Genomic DNA, 25,873 nt, shown 5'->3' with positions numbered 1-25,873 from the left:
TGATTTCTTATCCAAACCCGATCATGCTTGCAATCATGAAAATTCATCTGACACCAGAACAAAAACGTGCCCTCGAATTGATGCATGATACCACTCGTGATAGTCGAGTCTGTGATCGCATCAAGGCCGTGCTTTTGGCGTCAGAGGGCTGGACAGCTCAGATGATTGCTCAGGCCTTACGTATTCATGAAACTACGGTAAGCCGTCACCTAAAAGATTTCATCGCGCAGGAAAAACTCACCCCCGAAAATGGCGGTTCTGAAAGCCATCTCTCTGCCAAACAAACCGCCGATCTGGTTGATTATTTGACGGCAAATTTGCTGCATACGACCGCTCAAATTGTGGATTATGTACGAGCTCGTTGGCAGATGTCTTTCAGCGTGGGAGGCATGACGAAATGGCTTCACCGACAAGGTTTCAGCTACAAAAAGCCAAAGGGCGTTCCTCATAAATTCGATGCGGATAAGCAGCAACAATTTATTGATGACTACCAGTCTCTGAAAGACCGGGCAGGTCAGAATGAACCTATCCTATTTATTGATGCGGTGCATCCTTCGCAGTCCACAAAGCTCAGCTATGGTTGGATGAAAGCGGGGAAAAATCAGGTAAAAGTGGTCGAAACCACCGGCAGTCGTACCCGTCTCAATCTTCTGGGCGCCCTCAATTTACAACGAATTGAAGACACCGTGATCCGTGAATACCCGAGTATCAATGCCGAAAATATCGCGTATTTTTTCGGCGCTATTAGAGAAACTTACCCACTTTCGCAAAAAATTCATATTATTCTGGATGGGGCGGGTTACCACCGGGCAGAATTGGTGAAAGAGGTGGCATATGTCCTTAATATTGAACTGCATTACCTACCGCCTTACAGCCCAAACCTCAATCCAATAGAGCGATTGTGGAAGTATATGAATGAGCAAGTACGTAACAATGTTTATTTTCCGGATGCGAAGACATTCCGTGAAACCCTTCGTCACTTTTTTCATGTCACTTTGCCAGAAAAAGCGAAAGAACTCACGACTAGACTGACTGACAACTTTCAGATTTTAAAACCTGCATCTTCAAGTTAGATTGGTATAACAAACCTGCCGGCATAACAAAAGGAGCAATGTAGGTATAAAGAATATTGTGTGCCAACATCCAGAATAAGATGACAAGTAATACCGGACGTACACCTGCTGTCGTAAAGACTTTATGGACAGGAATTCGACGATCTGCGCTTTGACCAGGAAAGTCAGGCACTTTGAGCATCACCCATGCCACCAAAATCAGCGTCAGGCCAGACATAGTACCGAAAGTTCCTCGCCAACCAATCAGATTGCCTACCCAAGTTCCAACAGGAACCCCCAGGGCCAATGCGATTGGCGTTCCCACCATTGCCACTGCCATCGCCCGGCCTTGTAATGAAACTGGCACCATGCGACGTGCATAACCCGCCAGAAGTCCCCAAGCAAGACCCGCTGCCACACCAGCCAGAAAACGCGCAACCAACGTCAGAAAATAATGAGAAGACAATGCCGTAATGGTATTGAAAATCAGGAAACCAACAATCGCGAGTAGTAAGACAGGCCGTCGACGCCAGCCGCGAGTTGCAGCCGTCAGCGGAATTGCCGCCACGAGAGAACCCAGAGCATAAAGTGTGACTAGTTGTCCAGCTAACGCTTCTGAAACATTGAAGCTCATGCCAATTTGCGGTAACAAACCTGCGGGCAACGTTTCAGTCAGGATAGCAATAAAACCGGTCATTGCTAATGCCAACAGTCCAGAAACAGGTAAGCGTTCACTTTCCGTTTCTGGTAATGCAGAAGTGTTTTCGTGCATCTAAGGTAACTCCTCCTAGTTTTATATCAATCGATATAAAACTAGTGGCTATGAGGTTCTCTTGTCAAGGACTTTTATATCGACTAGTATTTAAGTTATTTTCAATAAGGAGGTAATTATGGCTAAGATGGGGCGGCCACGCAGTTTCGATCGTGATGAAGCGATCAATCAAGCGATGATGTTGTTCTGGGAACATGGCTATGAATCAACATCTCTGAGCCAGCTTAAGGCGGGAATGGGAGGTATCACAGCCCCCAGTTTCTATGCGGCCTTTGGCTCTAAGGAAGCATTATTCAGAGAGGTAGTCACTCGTTATGTCGATACGTATGGTAGTAATGTGACAGCAAGCCTTTGGGATACAACTCTTCCCCCCAAAGAGGCTATTGAGCTAGCTCTACGTCGTTCTGCAAAAATGCAAACAGAGCGTAATCATCCTCAGGGCTGTCTGTTGGTTCTATCCGCGAGTGCCGGTTCAACGGAGCACAAACATATCCAAAAATTGTTAGCCGATGTCAGAAGACAAACACGGGAAGGTTTTCTTTTCTGTATCCAACGTGCGATCAATAATGGCGAATTAGCAAGCGAAAGTGATCCTACCGTCATTGCAGCCATGTTCGATAGTTTCTTACTCGGCTTTTCAACTTTGGCCAGAGATGGAATTCCTCTGAGTGTTCTCGAATCATCTATTACAAAGATAATGGGTATTTTGAATCCCAATATAAATAACTCCTGATAAGCAATAGGCACCTAATTAGCCCATAACTATTTACGGCTATTTACACCTTGTAGTTTATCGCCGATTACTCATCACCAATTTAAATGCAAAAAGCAAAAACAATCCGCCTGTTGCACGATTCATCCACTTAATGACATTTTCACGACGCAATATATGGGAAAGAGGACGTGTGGCATAAATCAGTGATAATGACCACAATGTACCCAGCAAAACATGGATGGCGACTAAGTTGAATGTCCATAAAGTGGCTGAGTGCCCCTGTGGAATAAACTGCGGCAGGAACGAAACATAAAACACGCCCATTTTCGGATTCAATACATTGCCCAACATTCCTTTGATAAACCAATTCTGGCCTTTAACAGAAGCAGAGGTTTCTCCTCCCAGATCCTTTTTGGGGTGCCAGATCATTTGAATGCCCAACCAGCATAAATACAATGCGCCACACCATTTTAATAGGTTGAATGCCAGCTCTGATACTGCAATTAATGTGCCAAGGCCAAATGCCACCATTGCTCCCCAAATAAAACATCCCGCATTGATGCCGAGGGCGGCTTGCAAGGCTTTTTTACCCCCTTCCACCGTTGCTGTCCGTAGAATCAGTGCGGTATCCAGCCCGGGTGTCAAAGTGAGTAATGTCGCTGCCACAGTAAATGCAAGCAGGGAATCCATCACTGTCATATTTATCTCCAAAGATAAAAGTCGGGAAAAATGAGTTTACTGAAAATGTTCAACAACACTCATATATTCAACTGGCACGGTTTTTGTCAACCAAACTCCGTTATCTGCCTGATGAAATGTAAAGCCCTGCTCATACATCAACTGAGCTTCAATTTTCAGGATAATCGCCTTGCCGTACCGTTGCCCCACTTTGGTCGCCGTAGATTTATCCGCCGATAAATGCACATAGTGCCGTGTTCCGGCTATCAACCCCTGTTTAAAAATCGAAGCCAAAAAACGGGTGGCTGTACCATGATACAAAACCGCAGGAGGAATTTTCTCCTGATAGCGAATATTCACCTGCTGCGTTGAATGCCCCTGTACTGCCCTGATGCGTTTCTGATCCGCAGAAATGGCAAACCGTTTTTTGTCATTGGTATCAACAATTTTTTCTATGATCGCAAAGTCCAATCGCTTACCGTGTCTGGCGGCACATTTTATTAATGCGACGATATCGGCCCATCCCTCATTATCCAAAACCAAACCAATAGATTCCGGTTGATGGCGTAATACTGCGTGCATGCATATATTATCTAAAGCTTAATTCATCTATATTCCCATGCTCTTATATCCAATTTTTTGCGTAAAAACCAATTTTTATGATTGATAAAAAATCAAAATATAGTATGGTGTTTAATATGTTAAATACTAAAAATCGAGTAGATTTGAATGTGTATGAAAATATTTATGGCTCTTGGATTCGCATATTAAGCGCAACACCGTAATGAACGAAGTAAATGAGTTGGGGTTCCTGTAAATAACTCATTCGGTGTTTTATAATCTCGTGTCTTACGTGGTCGATTATTTAGTCGGTTTGCCACAAGGTTAACCTCCCGCTCTGATACCTTATTAAAATCGGTTCCTTTTGGGAAGTAATCTCTGATTAATCCATTTATGTTCTCATTTATCCCTCTTTCCCAAGGGGAATACGGATGAGCAAAATAAATTTTTGTCTCTAAATTTTTACCGATCCGTTCGTGTTCGGCAAATTCGAGTCCGTTATCAAAGGTAATTGTTTTAACTTTATGTTTTATCATCGATAAATGTCTTGTCGCCGCTTTGGCAACACCTTCTGCTGTTTTATCTTCAAGTTTAATGATGATCGTAAATAACGATTTTCGTTCAACTAAAGTCAATAAGGCACTTTTACGATCTTTGCCAACGATAGTATCCCCTTCCCAATCCCCAATACGCTGCTTTTTATCAACAATTTTTGGGCGCTTATCAATACTGACTCTGTTTTTAATTTTTCCTCTGTGCTCATGGCTTCCATAGCGTTTACGATACGGTTTTTTCGCTATCCTAAGATGTTGCCATAAATCACCGCCATTTATTTTATCTTTATAAATCAATCGATAAATTGTTTCATGATGTAAAGAGATTTTCGCTTCCCGCTTGAGATAACCCACAACTTGTTCCGGACTTAAGTCTTGCCAAATTAACTGTTTTATCCACTTTGTTATCTCTGGCGTGATTTTTACGGCTTTTACCTTAGAATGACGGCGTTCTAATGCTTTACGCTGAGCTTGTTCAGGTTCATATTTCTCGGCTTCCCGGTTTCGTCTCAATTCCCGGCTAATTGTTGATGGGGCCCGATTAAGCGACGTTGCAATAAAACGTTGTGTAAAACCGGCTTCTTTTAAGCCGAAAATCTGGTATCTTTCTGTTTCGGTCAGTTGCGTATAGGCCATAGTGCATTTTCCTTTGGCGAGAAAGATGCCTACTATAGCAACTGACCGCCTTTCTTAGAAATTGCACTTACTATGCGAATCCAAGGCTAATATTAATATTCAACCATCTTAATCCAATTTATGATTGAAGTGAATGAAACTTAATAGTCAAGCATATGAAGTACATTATAAAATTTTTACATCCATGAAAAATAATATACGGTACAGCTAAATGAAATTATATGATATAAAACGCATAAATGATAAATCTCTGCCCTTTGAGCCTTTTTATGTTTTCTTCTTGCAATATATACAGAGAGATGATGTTGATTTGGAAAAATCATTAGATGTTCTAAAAGTCTCTGGAATTTATACAGGAAATCTTTCAGAACAATCAAATGAAGAATACAATACTAATTTCACCATTTGTATAAATGCATTGTTAGAAAAATATCCTGATAATAAAGAGTTGATATTTGATTTTGAAAAACAATGCAAAATGATGCATGATATTAATAATTCATTCTTCGCAAATATATTAGGAAAGAATATATGGAGTAAGAATAATCCAGTATCAAACGATTTCTGCTTAAACTTCATTTTATTTAGTGAGATATTTCTCTCAACAATATCAGCTGTATCATTCAGAGTCAACTTGCTCACCATTAAGAAAACATTTCCTTTTTTTGTTTTGCCTATAAACATTTCTCAAGCGGATGAGTTTGATATAAAAACAGGATTTGATTTTGACATAGAATTTGAAAAAATATTAGACAGAGCTTATGATGAAATCGTTAGTTATACAGGTAAGATCTATTCATTTTTAAGGCTACCAATGCCATTAAAACTGAACATAAAAATTGAGCCCCAAAAAACACTATCTATGGTAAAATATTTTGATGAGTGTAACATTTTAGACTCCCTTGAAAGAATTATCGATCTCTTCAGATTGAACAATGCCAGACTCACTCAATCAGGTGAAAATAAGTACTGCTGTGATGTTAGTAATGACTGCCTATATAGAGATTATGAAGTCGCAAGGAATAGATTAATGATGAGATCTGGTAATTTATTTAACGAGGCGAGAATAACTAACACAAATAATACCAACCTTATTGAAAAATTTAAGAAAATCTTACCGCCATATTTAACTAATAACGGTGTATATAGTACAATCAAGCTCTCTGAATTAGAAAACAGTGCTCCTGCAGATTTATATGAAAAATATGGAAGAATTCCAATTTATGACTGGATACATGCTTATCAATGCCTTGTTGAGTTATCAATAAATGTAATGAGGAAAAGATTATTAGGGAAACACAAAATATCTTTAGAACCTCAAAGTTGGTTGGTAATTAAACCTCATAACAAATGGGTTTCATTTTTCGAAAAGAAAGGGCTATCGCCTCAAACAGCAAGGACAATAATAAAACATTTCACATTTGATGCAAATGCCAAGGATCTTAATGATTGCCCCTTTATTTGTTGTGATGATGGTTTGCTTTTAATGCCCGCATTAGTTTTTCGGAGTTCTCCTGTTAATTCTTTAATGTCATTGTTTGGTTCAAAAAAAATAGATACTGCAATTAAGGGCGATTTTCATGAGAGACAATTTCTCCAATTAGTATTGGAATCAGGCGTCCAAGCCTGTCATATTCATGCTCATGAAAATTATGAATGTGATTGCCTTATTTTGATAGATGATCATCTTATTTTTTCAGAATTGAAATCAAATGGACAACCAATTCGATTTGAAAAATATTACCAACACATATGTAATACTCTCGGAGATAACTCTTTTATTCTCGACAGTAAAAACAAAAAGATGCGCTCATCTAAAGAACAAATTAACCGTGTTGCAGATTATTATTTAAAGAACATAAACATAATCACAGAAAAATTTGGACTATCTGACTCCTGGAGGCCGAAAGGAGTATATAAAATGGTCTTATCAACAACCATTCTTGGTGGAATATATCATAATGATGGCGTATATGTTGTTGATAAATTTGCTATGGTTAGTTTTTTCCGCAGATCACCAGGAAAGATATATCAAGCCAATGGTAATGAGAAAATGAAAGGAAAAACTATATGTGGATATGAACACTGTGAGGGGAACATTACTATAGATAAATTCATTGCATATATAGAATCTTTACCAAGCATTTCTATTGTTAAAAAATACATGAGAAAGTTAACTTATAATGTTAAGTTGGGAGATGCATTAATTTATTATCCTTACTATGATTCGTGGCCTACAGGAACATATGTACGAAAGATAGACAATGATTAATAAATAGGTTTTCATAATTGTGATACACCCATTTTTCTCATCCCCGGTTTCTGCTGTTGTAAGGAAGCGGTTTCCATGAAGATTTTGACATGGTGAAGCAACTGCCACATAAATTGGCAGCAGTGGTTTCGTGTCACGGTTTCATGCAAGGATTGCCATAGACGTTCAATTTTATTCAACCACGGGGAATAGGACGGTAAAAAGAGAAGGTTAAATTGGGGATTTTTTGCCAGCCAAACCCTGACCTTCCGGCTCTTATGAATGCAATAGTTATCTAAAATTAACGTGATTGTCTTGGCACTGGTATATTGATGATTAATTTCATCTAACAATTTGATAAATAAATCTGAGTTCTTTCTCAAGCCACCGACATACGTGATTTCTTTCGTTTTCGCATTGAGGCAACCCGCAAGGTAGTGTGTTTGGTTCTTTCCGGGGGTAACAACACGCTTTTGCTGTCCTTTGAAGCACCAGTCTGCACCGATTTTCGGGTTAAGGTTGATGTCCACTTCATCCTCATATAAGACAGGATGTTTCCCTGAGGCATTGGATAACGCCTCGCTGATTTTGGCCATTTTTTCATCATACTCAGGGTCAGGTAATTTTAAGGTTGGCGCCGCCCTTCGCCAAACGATGCCCGCCCGACAAAAGTAGCGATAGAGTGTACTTTGAGAGAGCGATATATTCAGTATCTCATTGATTTTAAGTGTAATCAGTTCAAGGCTCCATCGTGAACGGAGATAGCCAAGATGTTGTGGAGAGTGCTGTAATAAGAAAGAAATGACGGAGAGAAGCGGGGCTAAATTCCAGATGGCAGGCCTTCCCGCAGGGAGGCTTTTAAGCCCTTCCAACCCGTATAATGTTAACCAATTTACCCAACGATTAACTGAAGAACGTGAACAGTGAAGCGTTCTGGAAACGTGAGAAACCGTACTCCCTTCATGCAACATCAAGAGCGCGGTGAGGCGACGTGCATAGTTCTTATCCCGGGTTTTCTGGATAGCTTTTTTCATTTGACGTCGTTCATTTCGGGGTATTGATGTTATGATTGGCATGACTCAGTCCATTTTGGGATTTGTTTTGATTTGGCGATTAATCAGATCGCGAAAATCGGACTGAGTTCCCTTCAAGTGATCTACTATTTTGAAAACCTATTTACTGTCTGTGATTATTCTGGCATTGCTGATTAATTTCCGTTTTTTCTTGATGGCGATGGTGATGTCACAATATTTTCATGGCATTCCTAAGCGAGATATTTTGCTGTCGATGCTTGGATTTAGTGCCAGCACTTATACGGTAACGCATTCGCATCTTTCTGCGGAAAATATCAAGGATGGCAAATCCCAGTTTCATTTTTATCTGGGCGTGGCTGTACCCTGTTTTGTGATAACATTCTGTGCCACTTTGTTGGGGTATATTTCGGCAGAACACCTGAATTATCAATCTTTTTCCCTGTTTCTTGTGATGTTGGTTCCTATTCATTTTGCCTCTCTGGCTGCCAAGCGTTCGGGTAAGGATATGTCAGTATTGGCGACAATGATGGGAGGAATATGCGCGCCGTTATTGAATGAACTGGATATGAAATTAGTGGATCTGGCGCTCCCTATTTTATGCGGAATAGGGATTGCATTTATTGAGCGGAAAATCAGCAAGGATAAAACATCATGATGCTGTTGATCGTATTGATGGGGTTAATCAGTTTCGCGTTAAGGGCAGCCCCTTTTCTGATCAGGAATAATCGGTTGTTTAAGGGAAAAAATATACTGATTACTGCACTGGATTATGCCATTTGTTTTATTCTGGGCACGATTATCGTCAATATTTCGTTGGATAATTTATCCCTCAGTGAATTAATTGAACAGTTTAATATTAGATATCTATTTGCATTGATGACGCTGGTGTTAGCTTATTTTATTAGTAAATATACGCAATCAATATTAAAAAGTTTAGTCATTTCGCTGGTGTTTTTTATGTTGATACAGGGGTTGTTGGGTTAAAAACGATATTGCAAAAAAAGCCACTGCAAATTAAATCACAGTGGCTTACATGAATAAATTTCAACTAAGAAAATTACAGGGCAGCGATCGTCTCTTTCTGCGCCAATAATTTTTCTTTCGCGGCATTGTTGGTCGCCAGACGTTCGCGCTCTTTGGCCACCACCGCTTCCGGTGCACGGCTGACAAAACTTTCGTTAGCCAGTTTGCCTGCAATGCTGCTGATTTCTTTATCCAGCTTCTCGATTTCTTTATCCAGACGTGCCAGTTCTGCGCCTTTATCGATCAAACCGGCCATTGGGATTAACACTTCTGCCCCATTGATCAATTTGGTCACAGAAACCGGGGCTTCTTCGCCTGCTGCCAAGACGGTGACAGAAGCGAGACGCCCCATGGCCTGAATGAAGTTGAGGTTTTCAGCCACGCGGCGTTGTGCATCGTCATTGGCATCACGCAGCAGCACTTCCAGCGGCTTGCTTGGCGCAATATTCATTTCGGCACGAATATTACGTACCGCAATAATCGCTTCCTTAATCCATTCCAGATCGTTCAGCGCCAGTTCATCCACTTTCGTCTGATCGAACTCAGGGAAAGGTTGCAGCATGATAGTATCGGCATCAATGCCTTTGACAACTTTCACCCGCTGCCAGATGGTTTCGGTGATAAATGGAATGATAGGATGAGCCAGACGCAGCAAACCTTCCAACACTTCAATCAGCGTATGGCGAGCCGCGCGGACTTCGGCTTCTGAACCTTTGTTGATCGCAGGCTTGGACAGCTCCAGATACCAGTCACAGAATTGGTTCCACGTGAATTCGTACAGAATGTTTGCCGCAATGTCGAAACGGTAAGTATCCAGTGCTTCACGACAGGCTTTAACGGTTTGGTTGAATTCGGCCAAAATCCAGCGATCTGCCAGTGACAGTGACATTTCACCGCCGTTCTGGCCGCAATCTTGCCCTTCCGTATTCATCAGCACGAAACGGCTGGCGTTCCACAGTTTGTTACAGAAGTTGCGATACCCTTGCAGGCGTTTCATGTCCCAGTTGATATCACGGCCGGTGGAAGCCAGTGCCGCCAGAGTGAAACGCAGGGCGTCAGTACCGTGGGCTTCAATGCCTTCCGGGAACTGTTTTTCCGTGCGCTTACGGATTTTTTCCGCCAGTTGTGGCTGCATCATATTGCCGGTACGTTTTTCCAGCAGGCTTTCCAGCGAAATACCGTCGATCATATCCAGCGGGTCGATAACGTTCCCTTTGGATTTTGACATCTTCTGGCCTTCTTCATCGCGGATCAGACCTGTCATATAGACCGTCTTGAACGGCACTTGTGGCTTGCCGTTTTCATCTTTGATGAAGTGCATGGTCATCATGATCATGCGGGCAATCCAGAAGAAGATAATGTCGAAGCCACTGACCAGCACGTCGGTTGGATGGAAGGTTTTCAGCGCTTCGGTCTGCTCAGGCCAGCCGAGGGTGGAGAAGGTCCACAGGCCGGAGGAGAACCAAGTATCCAGTACGTCTTCGTCTTGGGTCAGGGTGATATCGGCAGCCAGATTATTTTCGCGGCGGACTTCTTCTTCATCGCGCCCGACATAGACGTTGCCTTGTGCGTCATACCACGCCGGAATGCGGTGTCCCCACCACAATTGACGGGAAATACACCAGTCCTGAATATCACGCATCCAAGAGTAGTACATATTTTCGTACTGCTTAGGCACGAACTGGATGTTGCCACTCTCAACCGCTTCAATTGCCACTTTTGCCAGTGGGGCAGTGCGGACGTACCATTGGTCGGTCAGCATTGGCTCAATCACCACACCGCCACGATCGCCGTAAGGCACGGTCAGATCATGAGGTTTGACCTCAACCAGCAGATCTTGTTTTTCGAATTCGGCCACAATCGCTTTACGGGCAGCGAAACGCTCCATGCCGCGGTATTCGGCCGGGATATCGGTTGAGTAACTATCAGAAATTTCGCCGTTGCTGTTGAAAACTTCTGCGGCGTCGCGGATATCACCGTCGAAAGTCAGGATATTGATCATCGGCAGGTTGTGGCGCTTACCGACTTCATAGTCATTGAAATCGTGGGCCGGGGTGATTTTCACGCAGCCGGTGCCTTTTTCCATATCCGCGTGCTCATCGCCGACAATCGGAATGCGGCGGTTGACCAGTGGCAGCAGGATCTCTTTGCCAATCAGATCCTTATAACGGGGATCTTCCGGGTTAACCGCAACGCCGGTATCCCCCAGCATCGTTTCCGGGCGGGTCGTCGCCACAATCAGATAGTCTTTACCTTCGGCGGTCTTGGCACCGTCAGCCAGCGGATAGCGCAGGTGCCACATGGAACCTTTGACTTCGCGGTTTTCGACTTCCAGATCCGAAATTGCGGTGCGCAGTTTCGGGTCCCAGTTGACCAGACGTTTGCCGCGGTAAATCAGATCTTCCTGATACAGGCGAACGAAGGCTTCTTTCACCGCTTTGGACAGACCTTCATCCATCGTAAAGCGCTCACGCTCCCAATCGACGGAGTTCCCCAGACGGCGCATCTGGTTGGAGATATTGCCACCCGACTCGGCTTTCCACTGCCAAATCTTGTCGATAAAGGCTTCACGGCCATAATCGTGGCGGGTTTTGCCTTCTTCGGCCGCGATCTTGCGTTCAACAACCATTTGGGTCGCGATGCCCGCGTGGTCAGTCCCGGCCTGCCACAGGGTGTTTTTACCCTGCATGCGCTGGTAACGCACCATCGTGTCCATAATGGTCTGCTGGAATGCGTGCCCCATATGCAGGCTGCCGGTGACGTTGGGAGGCGGAATGACGATGCAGAAACTTTCGCGGCTGGTATCGCCATTCGGTTTAAAGTAACCACTCTGTTCCCAGTGGTTATAAAGGGGTTGCTCTATCTCTGTCGGGTTGTACGTTTTATCGAGAGATGGCTCAGATTGCGTTTGAGTAGCGGGTGTCTTTTCCATTGTGTCTTGATATTTAATAGGTTGGCGGGGTGGCCATGGTCAAATTAAAGCCGACGCTACGATAGGATTTATATCGTTCGCGCGCTAACTGTTTCAGATTTTCATCAATAGGAACGAAGTCTATCACTTCATGGAAAGCCGTGGCAAAGTCTGCAAAATGCGGAAGCAGGGTGATCAGCACATCGCGGGGAGCATGGCTTCTTTTTTGCGGCCAGCACAATTCCACCGGGGCACCATAGCGGGGACCTTCTCCGGCAAGATTGTGCGGCACAAATTGATTCGGCTCCCGTTGCCATAATGCTTCGTCCAGTTTTTCGGCCTGTTGCTGGTTTTCACACGCAATCAGAACCCGCTTCCCTGCACGCCATTGGTCAGCAGCAAGCTGGCAGGCCAGCCATTCATGTGGCTGTAGATCCTCTGGCGATGAGAGTTCCGGTGACAGTTTCTCCGGTGGCTGTTTTTCCAATGGCAGCTTTTCCAATAAATAGAAAGTGGCGTTTTTCATAGTCTTTTGACGGAAAAGGGTATTGCAGTTGCAATACCCTTAATTCCATTTAGGTGGCAGAGACATTAATCATCAGAATTCAATCCTGAACGATTTAACAGGAATTGTGACAGGAGCGCAACCGGACGACCTGTTGCGCCTTTTGCTTTACCTGAACGCCAGGCTGTCCCGGCGATATCCAGGTGTGCCCAGTTGTATCTGCTGGTGAAGCGGGACAGGAAAGCGCCGGCGGTAATGGCACCACCTAAGCGTCCGCACGCGTTGACCATATCGGCAAAGTTGGATTCTAACTGCTCGGTATATTCATCACCTAACGGCAGACGCCATGCCCGATCCCCTGCTTGTTCTGACGCATTCAACAGTTCATGCGCCAGTGGGTTGTGGTTAGACATCAGCCCCGTATAATGGCTGCCCAGCGCGATCATACAAGCGCCGGTCAGGGTTGCCACATCGATGACCAGTTCCGGTTCAAAACGCTCAACATAAGTCAGCGCATCACACAGTACCAGACGGCCTTCCGCATCGGTGTTGGTCACTTCAACGGTCTGGCCAGACATGGTGGTTAAAATGTCTCCCGGACGATAGGCGCGCCCACCCGGCATATTTTCACAGCCGGCCAGAACACCGATGACATTGATGGGCAATTGCAGTTCGGCAACCACGCGCATGGCACCATAAACAGAAGCGGCACCACACATATCATATTTCATCTCATCCATGCCTTCGGCTGGCTTGATGGAAATACCGCCGGAATCAAACGTCAGCCCTTTGCCCACCAGCACGATCGGTTTCGCATTGGCGTCTTTGCTGCCTTTGTATTCCATGACGGCCATCAAGGATTCATTTTGCGAACCTTGACCGACCGCCAGATAAGCGTTCATGCCCAATTCTTTCATCTGCTCTTCACCAATCACTTTGGTGGTCAGATTGGCCGCGTTGTCAGCAAGCTGGCGCGCCTGCGATGCCAAATACGCGGCATTACAGATATTGGGGGGCATATTCGCCAGATCTTTTGCCGCCTTGATGCCCGATGCAATGGCAAGGCCGTGCTGAATGGCACGTTCACCGCTGGTCAGTTCGCGGCGGGTCGGCACATTGAACACCATTTTACGCAGTGGGCGACGCAGTTCATTTTTGCTGCTCTTGAGTTGATCAAAAACATACAGTGACTCTTTGGCCGTTTCGACCGCCTGACGGACTTTCCAGTAATTGTTGCGCCCCTTCACATGCAGTTCTGTTAAGAAACACACGGCTTCCATTGAACCGGTTTCGTTGAGGGTGTTGATCGTTTTCTGGATAATTTGCTTATACTGGCGCTCATCCAGTTCACGCTCTTTTCCACAGCCAACCAGCAAAATACGCTCAGACAGTACATTAGGAACATGATGCAGCAACAAGGTTTGACCGACCTTGCCTTCAAGTTCACCACGGCGCAATAAGGCACTGATATAGCCGTTACTTATTTTGTCAAGTTGCTCTGCGATAGGGGAAAGACGGCGGGGTTCAAACACGCCGACAATAATACAGGCACTGCGCTGTTTTTCCGGGCTACCGCTCTTTACACTAAACTCCATGCGTTCTCCTGAATCTTAAAGACAAAGACGGATACAATCGCTAAAATACCACGCTCCACATTCATTCATCCCAAAGAAAATTAACGGTTATGTTAAGCTAACCCTATTATTTTTTGGTACTTAGCTGACGATAAGTATGTTCTAATTGGGAACCCATATAGGGAATGCTTTGGTATCATTTTAGCGATGGGGAAGCCAAACTGATTCATATAAATGGTAGATATACGACGAAGTTAGCGACTTTCCTGCAAAAAGACAAGTTTTCACAGGCGTAATAAGCGTGATCATCATTAGATATCTAGTACGGGAAACCTTGAAAAGCCAGATCGCAATACTGTTCATCTTACTGCTGATCTTTTTCAGTCAGAAGTTAGTTGAGGTATTAGGTGCGGCAGTAGAAGGGAATATTCCTGCAAATTTGGTTCTATCGTTGTTAGGTTTAGGTGTGCCAGAGATGGCGCAGCTTATTTTGCCCCTGAGTTTATTTCTTGGGGTATTAATGACGTTCAGCAAACTCTATACCGAAAGTGAAATCACCGTCATGCACGCCTGCGGGTTGGGTAAAAGTGTATTGGTGAAATCAGCCCTGATTCTGGCTTTACTCACATCCGCGTTGGCCGCCGCTAACGTTATCTGGTTCACCCCGTGGTCTTCCAAATATCAAGCGCAAGTATTGGCGGATGCAAAAGCCAATCCAAGCCTTGCCGCCGTCATGGAAGGGCGGTTCAAGCCCTCTCGTGATGGCAACATGGTGCTTTATATCGGTAATGTGAAGGGGAATACTTTTGAGCATGTTTTCCTGGCTCAGCTTCGGCCAGCGAATGACCAACGTCCTTCCGTGGTGATTGCGGATGGCGGGCATATGGAAGAGCGTCCGAATGGGAATCAGGTAGCGGTACTTCATCAGGGCACGCGTTATGAAGGTACAGCACTTTTGCGTGACTTCCGCATTACTGATTTCACCAATTACCAGGCCGTGATTGGGCATCAACGAGTTGATGTCGATAGCAAAGTTGAACAAAAATCGCTTGAGCAGCTTTGGCATGATACTGACAACGACTCTCGTTCAGAATTTCACTGGCGCCTGACGTTGATTGTCTCGGTGCTGATCATGGCGTTGATGGTGGTGCCGTTAAGTGCCGTGAATCCACGTCAGGGGCGCATACTCAGCATGTTGCCCGCCATGTTGCTCTACCTGATTTTCTTCCTGTTGCAAAGCTCCCTGCGTTCCAATGGCGGTAAAGGCAAACTTGATCCGATGTTCTGGATGTGGTTGGTCAACGGCGCCTATTTCGCGTTGGCGGTGGCGCTGAACCTGTGGGATACCGTCCCCATGCGCAAACTGCGTTCACGCTTTAAGAAACAAGGAGCGTTATGATGTTTGGGGTATTGGATAGATATATCGGCCGAACCATCCTGCAAACCATCCTGACGACGTTGTTCATGCTGGTATCGCTTTCCGGCATCATTAAATTTGTCGATCAGCTACGTAAAGTCGGCCAGGGGGAATATACCGCGCTTTCCGCCGGCATTTATACCCTGTTAAGCGTCCCCAAGGATATCCAGATCTTCTTCCCGATGGCCGCTCTGCTTGGCGCATTATTGGGCTTGGGAACACTGGCAACCCGCAGTGAACTCGTGGTGATGCAGGCTTCTGGCTTTAGCCGACTGCAAGTGGCGGGATCAGTCATGAAAACGGCAATCCCGCTGGTCTTGCTGACAATGGTGATTGGTGAATGGGTTGCGCCGCAGGGAGAGCAACTCGCCCGTAATTACCGCTCGCAAAAAATGTATGGTGGCTCACTGATGTCTACCACCAAAGGGCTTTGGGCAAAAGATGGCCACGATTTTGTCTATATTCAGAGTGTGGGGAAAGACAACACCCTGAATGGCGTCAGCATTTATCATGTTGATGATAACCAAAAGTTATTATCCATAAGATACGCGACTTCAGCGGTGTATGACAAAGATAGCCATCAATGGAAGTTATCTCAGGTTGAAGAATCCGATTTAGCCCAAGATGGGCGAATTACAGGATCACAACGCCTTTCTGCGGACTGGGAAAGCCGGCTGACACCCGAAAAGTTGGGCGTCGTTTCCCTCGATCCGGAAGCGCTTTCGATACGCGGTTTGCATCAATATATTGCCTACCTGAAACAGGGCCAGCAGGATGCCGGGCGTTACCAGCTTAATATGTGGAAGAAAATCTTCGCACCGTTATCGGTGGCGGTAATGATGCTGATGGCGCTTTCCTTTATCTTCGGGCCACTGCGCAGCGTGCCGATGGGATTCAGGGTGGTTGTGGGCATCAGCATGGGCTTTATTTTCTATGTCTTGAATGAGATATTCGGCCCGCTCAGCCTGGTTTATAGCATGCCACCGATATTGGGGGCGCTATTGCCGAGTTTGTTGTTCTTTGTAGTGAGTGTTTACTTACTTTTGTATAAAAAGACGTCATAGACTGAATTTCAACTTACTTATTTCCCTGTCGCCTCTGCTTTATCGTAGGGGCGATTTTTTAGTGAAACAGAAGGTGAATAACAATGAGGGAGCTAAAATATTATCCAGAGAATTTTTATACCTTTGAAGATAAACATCGTAATATCAAACGGTTAAATGTGTGCGGGCATAGTGGGTATTCCCAAAATGGTTTTATGCTATGTCTTGACGTCAATGGGCACCATATTGGCAAAACTGCCCAAGGTTTATTTGAAATGCTGTTTTCCCTTAACTTGAAAAGATTTCGTTATATTCGCTTACTCCTGTGTAATTCTGCTGATGGCGATGAAAATTCTTTTGCCTGCCATTTTTCTAAGTTATGCCCAAACAGTTATATAGAAGGTTATATTGGTAACGTCAGGACAAGAAGGATTGTTTATAACATAACGGAAGGGAAATTTAACATTGAGATGAACTTTAATACTCCTAGAGTCATGAACAGTCTTTTTCAAGTAGGATTTGTCCAGAAGATAAATTCTTCTGGTTATCCTCAAGAAATTACGGATAGATTTCGGCATACAGTCAATATATTGCGTCGTAATATAGACACTTATGAACCTTTAGACCCTAATACGCCACATAAACCCGTTTGGTATTATGGTGGAATGAAGATTACTGATGAAAGTCAAATTCCTTAAAGACAGATTATGGTTAATCCGCACGTTATTTGCGTAACGTGCGGATTGCAATCTGGCATTATTTTGTCAGTAACAAAGCTAAATCTGGTTATGATTCCGCGCCAAAGCGGCAACTAATTCATTCACCCCACTCGTGACACGGCTAAATTGGCTTTTTTCTTTGCGTGTCATCACCACAAATACACCAATATTCTGCTCAGGGATCATTGCTATATAAGTATTGAAGCCACCGCCGCCGCCGGTTTTCTGATAAATCCCCGGAATATCGTCTTTAGCATCCATATAGACCCAACCAAGCCCGATACCGTCCGCTTGGCCCGCCACATCCATTCCTGTGATTGACGTCAGATCAGCACGCTTAAAGTAAATACCTTGTTCACGGCTGGCCGTCTGCTTCCTTAACTGATTATGGGAAGATAAAAATTGCTGCATCCAGCGCTGCATATCTGCGGGAGTCGAATAAATCCCGCCACTGCCCGCAGCGGCAAGGGTATTGACGCAAGGGCTGGATTTCACCCCTGCCATCAAACGGGCGCATTGAGATGGCGTGGGCGTCAGAGTCGTATCTTGCATGCGATAAGGACGGGTAATCTCCTCTTGCAGCAGGTGGGGATAGGGCTTTCCCGTTGCTTTGGACAGGGCATCCGCCAATAAATCGTAAGCCAGATTGGAATACGCAGCGGTTGTGCCGGGCGTGGCATTGATTCCTGCGGTTTTCAGCCAATTCCAGCGGTTCGATTGCGTCGGCCAGATAAAGACAGGGCGTCCCCACTTTCCGCCAGGTTGCTCCCGTGGCAACCCGCTGGTATGGCTCGCCAGATGATACAGCCGGATTGGCTGACCTGTGCCGTAATTTGGGATATGGACACCCTCATAAGTGTATTTCTGTAACGGATCGGTAATCTTAAGGCGTTTCTTCTGGGCCAACTTAATCATGATCTCGCTGGTCATCAATTTGGTAATCGAAGCAATACGAATCAAAGAATCCTGCCGTGGCCGAACGCCGCTCCCCGGATACGTTTCCCCAAGACTGCGATGGATCACCTGATTATTATCGATAACCACTATCGCCATTCCCAAAGGATTGCCTTCATCAAAAATAGACTGCGAATACTGATCAACCAGTGCAGTCGCCATTTTCTTGATCTTGCCATTCCCCTCGAAAACTTCCCACCTTGCAGATTGCGCATTGGATTGCTGAAATTTGTTCTGGTGTAAATGACCCGAATCCGCACAAGCTGAAATCGCCCATATCATGGCGGAAACAGCACACAGTTTATATCGCCGTTTTTTCATTTTTGGATTAACCAATCAGGGAGCATTAAAGTGGGGGGATAAGCTTTATCTGTTTTTCTTAAAAATCGCCATAATGGCACCAATAACCAGACCCAACAGGATACCTGTAAAAATCCAACTGATAATCGTCATGATAATTTACCTCATAGCAGTGTATTGTTTTGAATTATATAAGGAGTTGATAGCTTGTCTATTGGCAGAAAAAAATTGTGTGAGAAGGAATTTGCGGGATGTGATGGAAAAGGGAATTGGATTTTAAACGTTGCAGGTGAAGGATTGGCGAAAAAATAGAATAACAGATTCTTTTTTCGACACTTGAACAAGATTGAAAGGATAAGTGTTGCGAATGCTCTTCTGACAGGTATAATGGCCCCCGTTCTCCGAACCCTTCAGTGCCGAAGTGGCGAAATCGGTAGACGCAGTTGATTCAAAATCAACCGCCTTCGGGTGTGCCGGTTCGAGTCCGGCCTTCGGCACCATATAAATTAAGACGCTAATAAAAAGAAGCGTCTTTTTTTATGTCTGATTTTATGTCTGAAATCCGTACCACACAAGGCTTCGTGCGATGTTCCTTTCAACAGAAGTCAATCTGAGTCAACCCACATCAAGTCGCTTGTGTGTATAGAACCGAGTATATATGCTGGTCCGATAATGGTTGTATACTCACAGAGGCACATGGAAGGGGAATCGTTATGGCTTTGACAGATATCAAAGTGTGTTCTGCAAAGGTTCTGTCGCATTAAGAATAATAGTTCGAAGGAATGCAGGATTGGTTAAATTTTGTGTAGTTGGTTGATAAAAGAAGGCGACGGGTGAAATTGGATTTTCCGATCGCTGTGAATATTGTCTTTTACGCAATATGTTGACCAACTCAATTCCTGCCAACACAGTCTGAGACCGCCTGAAATTCTTGAATCCCAGCATGGGGCGGGTTCGTCGTTTGACAAAACGATGTTCTTGTTCAATCAAGTTATTGAGGTATTTGTTTTTTCGGATAACAATGGCGTAATTATTTGATTTTACTTGATTTAATTCGTCTTCCACCGTTTTATCGGCACCGCTTTTATCTATCGTCACCATGTCAGGTTTTCCATGTTGATGCAGGACTTTTTTAAAGAAACGCAGGGCAGCCTTCTTATTCCGATAAGCTGTCAGCAAAAAATCAATCGTCTTGCCGTCGGAATCAACAGCTCGGTAGAGGTATTTCTACTGACCTTTCACTTTGATGTAGGTTTCATCCATTCGCCACCGATGTCCAACGGCAGATTTGTTGCGGCAGTAACGTTTAACAATCAACGGAACTAAACGGTGAACCCAGCGAGAGAGAGTGGAATGATCTACGGTAATCCCACGTTCCACCATCGGATGTTTCTCTGACTCCATCGGGAACAGAGATAACCAAATTGTTGGGGAGAATGTTTCAATAGATAAGGCAGAAAAGGCCAAAGTGGGGTTAAATGCCATCGGGTATGGCGCCCTGCCGGTAAACTAAGTAACCCTATCCATCCCTGAACCGTCTAATCCAGTGCCAGATGGAAGACTCAGTGCAACACAGTTTATCGGCCACTTGAGAGACAGGTTCCCCTTGGTATAACCAGAGTATACTCATGATCCGGCGGGCATAATTTTTATCCGTGGTTTTTTGAACGATTTTTTTCATCTAGTGCCGTTTTAGGTCACAATTACCGGAAACGCTTAAAGAAGCGGGGATACCCCTATAGAAATATAAAGCACGAGTAGGATACCGATACAACGTGGTACTTACCGATAATATATGGCTTTGTGATGATTTTGATAAATAAAATCTAAGTATTTGCGATTAGTCAATATCAAATCTTTCTAATCCATTTCCCGAAAGCCCCTAAATTCAAGGGGGTTGTTTTTTCCTAAATTCCATCAGTAATAAACATAAATAAAATAAATCAATTTATTAAAAAAAGAAGAAGCTGAACTATCGTTTAAGTTGCAGCTTAAAATGAGTTACCGGAGTTTATATACCCTCACTCAACATCGTTAATATTTTTCCACGGAGAAAAGGGCAAAAATGCACGTGGGGGAATAAAAAATAAATAATTTTTATTTTAATATTAATGAATTAATTAACTAGTCGAGTCCGGCTTTCTCCATTTTTCTCTTTTCCCTTTCCTTGTTTCCCGCGTTATCATTATTATTTCAGCCCCATTATTTCAAACCCATGGCATCACGCAGGGTAAAAAACAGATCCGTCTGATCCGTCAAACCGACAACATTGGCAGCATATGGACCATAAGCGGCAACACGTAACTGTGTACCGGTATGCTCTTGGGTATCCCCTTCCGAATTACCATAATTGACAGTCATGATCGCGCCATCTTTTGTTATCAGTGATCGCGTCAAACCGGGTGATTTAACATCAGGCTCAATGATCTGACTGGCATGTGCATGATCCGCTGTCACAATCACTAGCGTATTCCCATGCTCTTTGGCAAATTTAAGGCCAACTTGTACGGCTTTATCTAAGGCGACGGTTTCACCAATCTGGGCGCAAGGATTGGACTTGTGATCCTGTTTATCAATCGAAGCACTTTCGACTTGCAGGAAAAAACCATTGTTATTCTTTTTCAGTAAATCAATCGTTTTTTCTGTCATTTGCGCCAGCGTAGGTGCGTTGGGATCTAATTTAGAATTTACTGCACATTTCACCGGCTTTTCATTGATATTGCCGTGATAGACCGCTTTTGGTCCTTGCCAAGCGACATCCATATTTCCCTCATGGAACAAGCCTAACAAGGGTGTTTGTTGATTCGCATTTTTGACGGCTGCTAATGACTGCGCATCCGTTACCCATTGGTAGCCCTGCTCCAGTGCCTGTTGTTGCAGTGTCTTCCCTTTATTGACGCCAGATACCGATTGTTGGGTAAACGACTTAGCGCCACCGCCCAAGGTGACATCAGCGCGTACAGCCAGCAATTGTTCGGTAATGGAACCTTTACCGCCATTTTCTAACGCATCCGTGGCGCATATTTTCGACGTTTCTTCCGGGCCATAACACTTGCGGTTCGTCACATGGGCATATAAAGCCGCGGGTGTGGCATCCTGAATTTCAGCCGTGGTGATATTTCCCGTTGCTTTACCGTTCTTTTTCGCCAACGTCAAAAGAGATTGATGAGATTTGCCAAAAACATCAATGCCCAACGCCCCGTTATAGGTTTTAACGCCCGTAGCCCAAGCCGTGGCGGAAGCCGCAGAGTCTGTAACATAGTTGGGTTTGTGCGTTTTCTTATCTAACGAGTAGTGGGTATATTGCCCGGTAAATGGCAGGGCATCGATCCCTTTAAAGAATCCACCGGCACCTTCGGCATAATTACGGGCAAGGGTAATTTCTGAATCACCCATACCATCACCGATAAATAGGATCACATTCTTGGCTTTATGGTTGTTCAGCGCCGCCTTAAGCGCCTGCGTTTGATCTTGAGTGAGGCGGCGGGCACCGCCAAATTCGGTAATATTGCCTTGTGCTGCACGCGGTTGCTCTATGATGTGATTGGCATCACCGGTAGCCCATGAGGGCGCAATAACGCCTGACATCAATACAGCGATCACCGCAGCAAGCCGTTTTTTTTCATAATGACGCGACATAGGATTTTCCTTGCAATCAGAGGAATAGGATGAAAAATCATCATATTGAGTTGCCTGAATAATAGAATAGATGTGTCATATGACAATTATTTGAACTTATGACGACATTCTTATGACAACGATTCTTTTCCATCCCATTTACTGTCGCATCCTGTCAATAACGCATCATGACCGATTTTAGCTCCGTGTAATGTTCAATGAAGGCACTGCCAAATTCACGCCCGATCCCTGAAGATTTACTGCCACCAAAGGGAACGGCCGGATCGAGGAAGGTATGCATGTTGATCCAAACTATGCCGGCTTCAATGCGGGGAGTCATGCGCATTGCTTTGCTCAGATTATTTGTCCATAAACTGGCAGACAAACCAAATGGCGTCGCATTCATCAGGCTAATTAACGTTTCCTCGTCATCGTAACTGAGGAAAGTCCCGATTGGCCCGAAAGTCTCCTCTTTCATTAATGTGTCTTCAACACTCTTGGCTTTGATGATCGTTGGGGCGACAAAAAAACCCGGCCCTTCCAGGGCATGGCCGCCATAGACAATTTCACTACCTTCCTGACGCGCTTTTTCAAACAGAGACAGAATCTTTTGGTAATGTGCTTTGTTAGCCAATGGCCCCATTTCCGTTGATTCATCAAGAGGATAACCGATTTTCATTGCAGATAAGCGTTCGGAAAGTAACGTCAAAACTGCATCCATGTGAACGGATGGAATATAAAAACGTTCCGCCGCCGCACAAATTTGCCCTTGATACAGATATCCCGCTTCCAATATGCCATCAACCATCTGTTCAACGGTCATATCAGACAGAAAAGCGGCTGCGTTTTTGCCGCCAAGCTCCAGCGTTGTACGCTTTAGCCCCTGTTCCAACGCCAGTTTCCCCACGCTAATGCCTGTCGGAACGGAGCCAGTAAACGTGACTTTGGCACATTGGGGATGATTAATCAGCGAAGAACCCGTGCGGGCACCTGAACCATTGACGATATTGATCACCCCATCCGGGATACCCGCTTCTTTTGCCAGTTCAGCGACCCGAAGCAGGGTTAAGGGAGTATATTCACTGGGTTTAAGCACGATCGTACAACCACAGGCCAGTGCGGCTCCCAATTTCCAGATCGCAATCATGATGGAAAAGTTCCACGGAATAATACCAACGACGACGCCAATAGGATCACGGTAAGTAAACGCAGAATATTTTTCCCCTTTAAGCGACGGCAATGAAACATTCAATGTCTCACCCGTGATTTTGGTCGACCATCCGGCAAAATAGCGTAAATAATCGGCGGATGCGCCCACGTCCAGCATACGGGATAATTGAATGGGTTTACCGGAGCATAAACTTTCCAGTTGTGCCAACTCCTCACCATTTTTTTGCAATAGATCAGCCAGCCGGTTCAGGCAATTTCCCCGTTCTGCCGGAGAAGTCTGTGCCCATACGCCATGAAAAGCGGCTGATGCCGCCTGCATTGCCTGATTAATTTCGGACTCTCCGCCTTGATTAACCGTTGCCAGCGCTTCACCCGAAGCGGGATTAATGACCGAAAAAGTTTCATTTTCCTGACCAGGCACCGCGACGCCATTAATATAATGGCCGTGGGAACGCTGCAAAAAAGTGGTAACGGATGCCAACAAATTAATTTCATTCATCCTCTTTTCCTCTGCTTAATCAGACAATTGTCCATTAACACAAGCCATATAATGTTTGACGAAACGCTCACTGGTGATTTCCCACAAGACTTCGGTTCCCTTTGCCGCAAACCACGAGTCACCTTGCTGATATTCAACCATCACCCCGGTTTTGACATCGGTCAGTTTTACGGCCCCCTCATGCACCGTTGCCATTTCATCAAAGGGATAGATCATTTTAAATTTGCCTTGGGTGCAGGCAAAAATACCGCATGTCAGATTATCCGCTGGCTCGCCGTGAATCATCACTCCACTTGCCTGCGGATCACCTTCCACCACAATAGAACCAAGGTTGGTAACACTGCCAAACGGCATTAATTCAGGAAGTGCTTTATCTAACAGTAATGGCTTTATCATGACTTTTTCCTTTAATAGTGACTGTTCAAAAAAATTAACGACGCCCTTTCCAATAACCCGAAGTTTGGTGCCAAATCTTACCGGCCGAGAGCAGGACATTTCTCAGTCTGTCTTTCCCGATGATGTTGGCGTGTGGAATCGAACTAAGTAGCGAATAGCGCTCTGAGCCTTCGCTCATGCCCTCAGCCAGAATTTTGCAAATAATGTGGCTCGGCGTTACGCCAAAACCCGAATAGCCTTGCACATAGAACACATTTTTATGATTAGGCAGAGAGCCTATTTGCGGGAACAGATTCGCGCTGCAACATAATGGTCCCCCCCATGCCAGCTCTATCTTCACCTCTTTTAAATAAGGGAAGGTTTTGAGCATGAGATTGCGGTTCCATGCTTTTAAATCAGAAGGGATATACTCAATAAAATGTGTCGCGCCGCCATATAGCAGGCGATTTTCTTTGGTCACACGGTAGTAATCGATGACAGGGCTAATATCACCATATGCCCCACGAATTGGGCTAATCCTTTCAATCAAATCGTCCGACAGTGCTTCTGTCATTAATTGAAAAGCATAGGTATTGATGGTCCTTCTATAAATCGTCGGTTCAAGCCCATCCAAAAAGCCATTGCACGCCCACAACATTTTGCTGGCACGCACCGACCCCGTTGCTGTGCGTACTGTAACCCTGGGGCCATACTCTACGTCCACAACCTGACTGTTTTCAAAAATTTTGACGCCATATTCAGTGGCAGCCTTGGCTTCCCCCAACAGCAAATTGAGTGAGTGAACGTGTCCGCCGCCCATATGTTTTAATGCGCTGGTATAGCGATCTGAGCCAATGACTTTTTTAACCTCTGCGCCGGTATAAAGCTCAATTTCTTCATCAGGAGAAGCCGCGCGAAATTCCGCTAACCAACTACGCAGGGTTTTATCATGCCGTGAATTCATGCCAAGATAGGCATAGCCTTGGCAAAAGTCGGCCTGAATATCATATTTGGCAATGCGATCACGGATAATTCCCGCTCCCAAGCTGCTAATTTTAAATATGGTTTCCAGTCCTTTTTGACCCACATGGCGTTTGATCTTATCCAGATCATGGCCAATTCCCGTCATCACCTGACCACCATTACGGCCTGTACCGCCATATCCCAACGTCCGGCCTTCCAAGACAGCAATATTCGTGATGCCTTTTTCAGCCAACTCTAAGGCCGTATTGATACCAGAAAAACCGCCGCCAATGATAACGACATCAACATCCAGATCCTCTGTCAACATTGGAAAACGAAGATCATATTTTTTAGTCACTGCATAATATGTTAATGAGTCAAGATTATTATTCATGTTATACCCCATGAGCATTTGTTATTCAGGTGTATTAACAAAGCAATGAAAGAGTCAGGATATTAATAAGTTAATAAATTAATAAAAATCGCTATCCTTGCACTTCATCTCTGGTATCTATATGAATCATATGTTCTTGAAATGCTCAAACCATT

21 protein-coding genes, 1 tRNA gene and 2 pseudogenes are annotated in these 25,873 nt (G+C 44.6%); 9 read left to right on the top strand and 15 right to left on the bottom strand.

The genetic code is table 11. The features are described 5' to 3' along the window. Positions 1–35 precede the first annotated feature (35 nt). Positions 36–1,073 (top strand): IS630 family transposase, encoded by a 1,038-nt coding sequence (locus tag XDD1_RS03160; protein ID WP_045973313.1) that lies wholly within the window; start codon positions 36–38, stop codon positions 1,071–1,073. Positions 1,074–1,083: 10 nt separating this feature from the next. On the opposite strand, the pseudogene XDD1_RS03155 reads toward XDD1_RS03160, so the two are convergent. Further along, positions 1,084–1,824, bottom strand: a pseudogene (locus XDD1_RS03155) (MFS transporter); the annotation flags it as partial. 118 nt (positions 1,825–1,942) lie between these two features. Here XDD1_RS03155 and XDD1_RS03150 point away from each other — a divergent pair. Then, the gene (locus XDD1_RS03150; RefSeq protein WP_045968598.1) at positions 1,943–2,557 is read left to right on the top strand and encodes a TetR/AcrR family transcriptional regulator; all 615 of its coding nucleotides are present in this window, start codon (positions 1,943–1,945) and stop codon (positions 2,555–2,557) included. Between the two features lie 57 nt (positions 2,558–2,614). Here XDD1_RS03150 and XDD1_RS03145 read toward each other — a convergent pair whose 3' ends face one another. From XDD1_RS03145 to XDD1_RS03135, 3 genes are all read right to left on the bottom strand, one after another. Then, the gene (locus tag XDD1_RS03145; RefSeq protein ID WP_045968596.1) at positions 2,615–3,238 is read right to left on the bottom strand and encodes a LysE family translocator; all 624 of its coding nucleotides are present in this window, start codon (positions 3,236–3,238) and stop codon (positions 2,615–2,617) included. Between the two features lie 36 nt (positions 3,239–3,274). Further along, positions 3,275–3,799 (bottom strand): RNA 2'-phosphotransferase, encoded by a 525-nt coding sequence (locus tag XDD1_RS03140; protein ID WP_045968594.1) that lies wholly within the window; start codon positions 3,797–3,799, stop codon positions 3,275–3,277. A 185-nt stretch (positions 3,800–3,984) separates the two neighbouring features. After that, positions 3,985–4,968 (bottom strand): IS30 family transposase, encoded by a 984-nt coding sequence (locus tag XDD1_RS03135; protein ID WP_045968417.1) that lies wholly within the window; start codon positions 4,966–4,968, stop codon positions 3,985–3,987. A 211-nt stretch (positions 4,969–5,179) separates the two neighbouring features. Between XDD1_RS03135 and XDD1_RS03130 the strand changes: the two genes are divergently transcribed. Then, positions 5,180–7,240, top strand: coding sequence for a hypothetical protein (locus tag XDD1_RS03130; RefSeq protein ID WP_045968592.1), 2,061 nt, complete (start codon positions 5,180–5,182; stop codon positions 7,238–7,240). A gap of 11 nt (positions 7,241–7,251) precedes the next feature. Here the strand turns inward: XDD1_RS03130 and XDD1_RS03125 are convergent, their stop codons facing one another. Beyond that, positions 7,252–8,295: an IS630 family transposase gene (locus XDD1_RS03125; RefSeq protein ID WP_045968590.1), complete on the bottom strand. Its 1,044-nt coding sequence runs from the start codon at positions 8,293–8,295 to the stop codon at positions 7,252–7,254. 88 nt (positions 8,296–8,383) lie between these two features. Between XDD1_RS03125 and XDD1_RS03120 the strand changes: the two genes are divergently transcribed. Continuing rightward, positions 8,384–8,908 (top strand): AzlC family ABC transporter permease, encoded by a 525-nt coding sequence (locus XDD1_RS03120; RefSeq protein ID WP_045968588.1) that lies wholly within the window; start codon positions 8,384–8,386, stop codon positions 8,906–8,908. Further along, positions 8,905–9,237, top strand: coding sequence for an AzlD domain-containing protein (locus XDD1_RS03115; protein WP_045968586.1), 333 nt, complete (start codon positions 8,905–8,907; stop codon positions 9,235–9,237). Before XDD1_RS03120 ends, XDD1_RS03115 begins: the two co-directional genes overlap by 4 nt. A gap of 73 nt (positions 9,238–9,310) precedes the next feature. On the opposite strand, the gene XDD1_RS03110 is transcribed toward XDD1_RS03115, so the two are convergent. From XDD1_RS03110 to pepA, 3 genes are all read right to left on the bottom strand, one after another. Beyond that, complete coding sequence (locus XDD1_RS03110) at positions 9,311–12,208, bottom strand: valine--tRNA ligase (RefSeq protein WP_045968584.1); 2,898 nt, start codon at positions 12,206–12,208, stop codon at positions 9,311–9,313. Between the two features lie 13 nt (positions 12,209–12,221). Then, entirely contained in the window at positions 12,222–12,713 is a 492-nt protein-coding gene (locus XDD1_RS03105; protein ID WP_045968582.1) for a DNA polymerase III subunit chi, read from the bottom strand. A gap of 65 nt (positions 12,714–12,778) precedes the next feature. Continuing rightward, positions 12,779–14,287, bottom strand: a complete 1,509-nt coding sequence (gene pepA, locus XDD1_RS03100) for a leucyl aminopeptidase (protein ID WP_045968580.1) — start codon at positions 14,285–14,287, stop codon at positions 12,779–12,781. Positions 14,288–14,567: 280 nt separating this feature from the next. On the opposite strand from pepA, the gene lptF reads away from it, so the two are divergent. From lptF to XDD1_RS03085, 3 genes are all read left to right on the top strand, one after another. Next, entirely contained in the window at positions 14,568–15,665 is a 1,098-nt protein-coding gene (gene lptF, locus XDD1_RS03095; RefSeq protein WP_045968578.1) for an LPS export ABC transporter permease LptF, read from the top strand. Then, positions 15,665–16,747: an LPS export ABC transporter permease LptG gene (lptG, locus tag XDD1_RS03090; protein ID WP_045968576.1), complete on the top strand. Its 1,083-nt coding sequence runs from the start codon at positions 15,665–15,667 to the stop codon at positions 16,745–16,747. The genes lptF and lptG overlap by 1 nt, the downstream gene beginning before the upstream one ends. 83 nt (positions 16,748–16,830) lie before the next feature. Next, a complete protein-coding gene (locus tag XDD1_RS03085; RefSeq protein WP_045968574.1) occupies positions 16,831–17,424 on the top strand; it encodes an aminomethyltransferase family protein in 594 nt (197 codons plus the stop codon). A 78-nt stretch (positions 17,425–17,502) separates the two neighbouring features. On the opposite strand, the gene ampH is transcribed toward XDD1_RS03085, so the two are convergent. Beyond that, positions 17,503–18,720 (bottom strand): D-alanyl-D-alanine-carboxypeptidase/endopeptidase AmpH, encoded by a 1,218-nt coding sequence (ampH, locus tag XDD1_RS03080; RefSeq protein WP_045968572.1) that lies wholly within the window; start codon positions 18,718–18,720, stop codon positions 17,503–17,505. Positions 18,721–19,114: 394 nt separating this feature from the next. Here ampH and XDD1_RS03075 point away from each other — a divergent pair. Then, positions 19,115–19,199: transfer RNA gene (locus XDD1_RS03075), tRNA-Leu, on the top strand. 316 nt (positions 19,200–19,515) lie between these two features. Here the strand turns inward: XDD1_RS03075 and XDD1_RS19065 are convergent. The 6 genes and pseudogenes from XDD1_RS19065 to XDD1_RS03050 all read right to left on the bottom strand — a co-directional run. Further along, positions 19,516–20,082, bottom strand: a pseudogene (locus XDD1_RS19065) (IS6 family transposase); the annotation flags it as partial. Positions 20,083–20,218: 136 nt separating this feature from the next. After that, on the bottom strand, positions 20,219–20,380 hold the full coding sequence (locus tag XDD1_RS19060) for a helix-turn-helix domain-containing protein (protein WP_084720920.1): 162 nt from the start codon (positions 20,378–20,380) through the stop codon (positions 20,219–20,221). 521 nt (positions 20,381–20,901) lie between these two features. Next, positions 20,902–22,338: an alkaline phosphatase gene (gene phoA / locus XDD1_RS03065; protein WP_045968570.1), complete on the bottom strand. Its 1,437-nt coding sequence runs from the start codon at positions 22,336–22,338 to the stop codon at positions 20,902–20,904. Positions 22,339–22,492: 154 nt separating this feature from the next. Then, entirely contained in the window at positions 22,493–23,986 is a 1,494-nt protein-coding gene (locus XDD1_RS03060; protein ID WP_045968567.1) for an aldehyde dehydrogenase family protein, read from the bottom strand. A gap of 15 nt (positions 23,987–24,001) precedes the next feature. Then, positions 24,002–24,382 (bottom strand): cupin domain-containing protein, encoded by a 381-nt coding sequence (locus XDD1_RS03055; RefSeq protein ID WP_045968565.1) that lies wholly within the window; start codon positions 24,380–24,382, stop codon positions 24,002–24,004. Between the two features lie 34 nt (positions 24,383–24,416). Next, positions 24,417–25,718, bottom strand: a complete 1,302-nt coding sequence (locus XDD1_RS03050) for an NAD(P)/FAD-dependent oxidoreductase (RefSeq protein ID WP_045968563.1) — start codon at positions 25,716–25,718, stop codon at positions 24,417–24,419. Positions 25,719–25,873 lie beyond the last annotated feature (155 nt).

This window comes from Xenorhabdus doucetiae (genome assembly GCF_000968195.1).
Taxonomy (GTDB): Bacteria; Pseudomonadota; Gammaproteobacteria; order Enterobacterales; family Enterobacteriaceae; genus Xenorhabdus; species Xenorhabdus doucetiae.
Note: the sequence above shows the minus strand (reverse complement) of the source record. Positions and strands in the feature narration are given on the sequence as shown.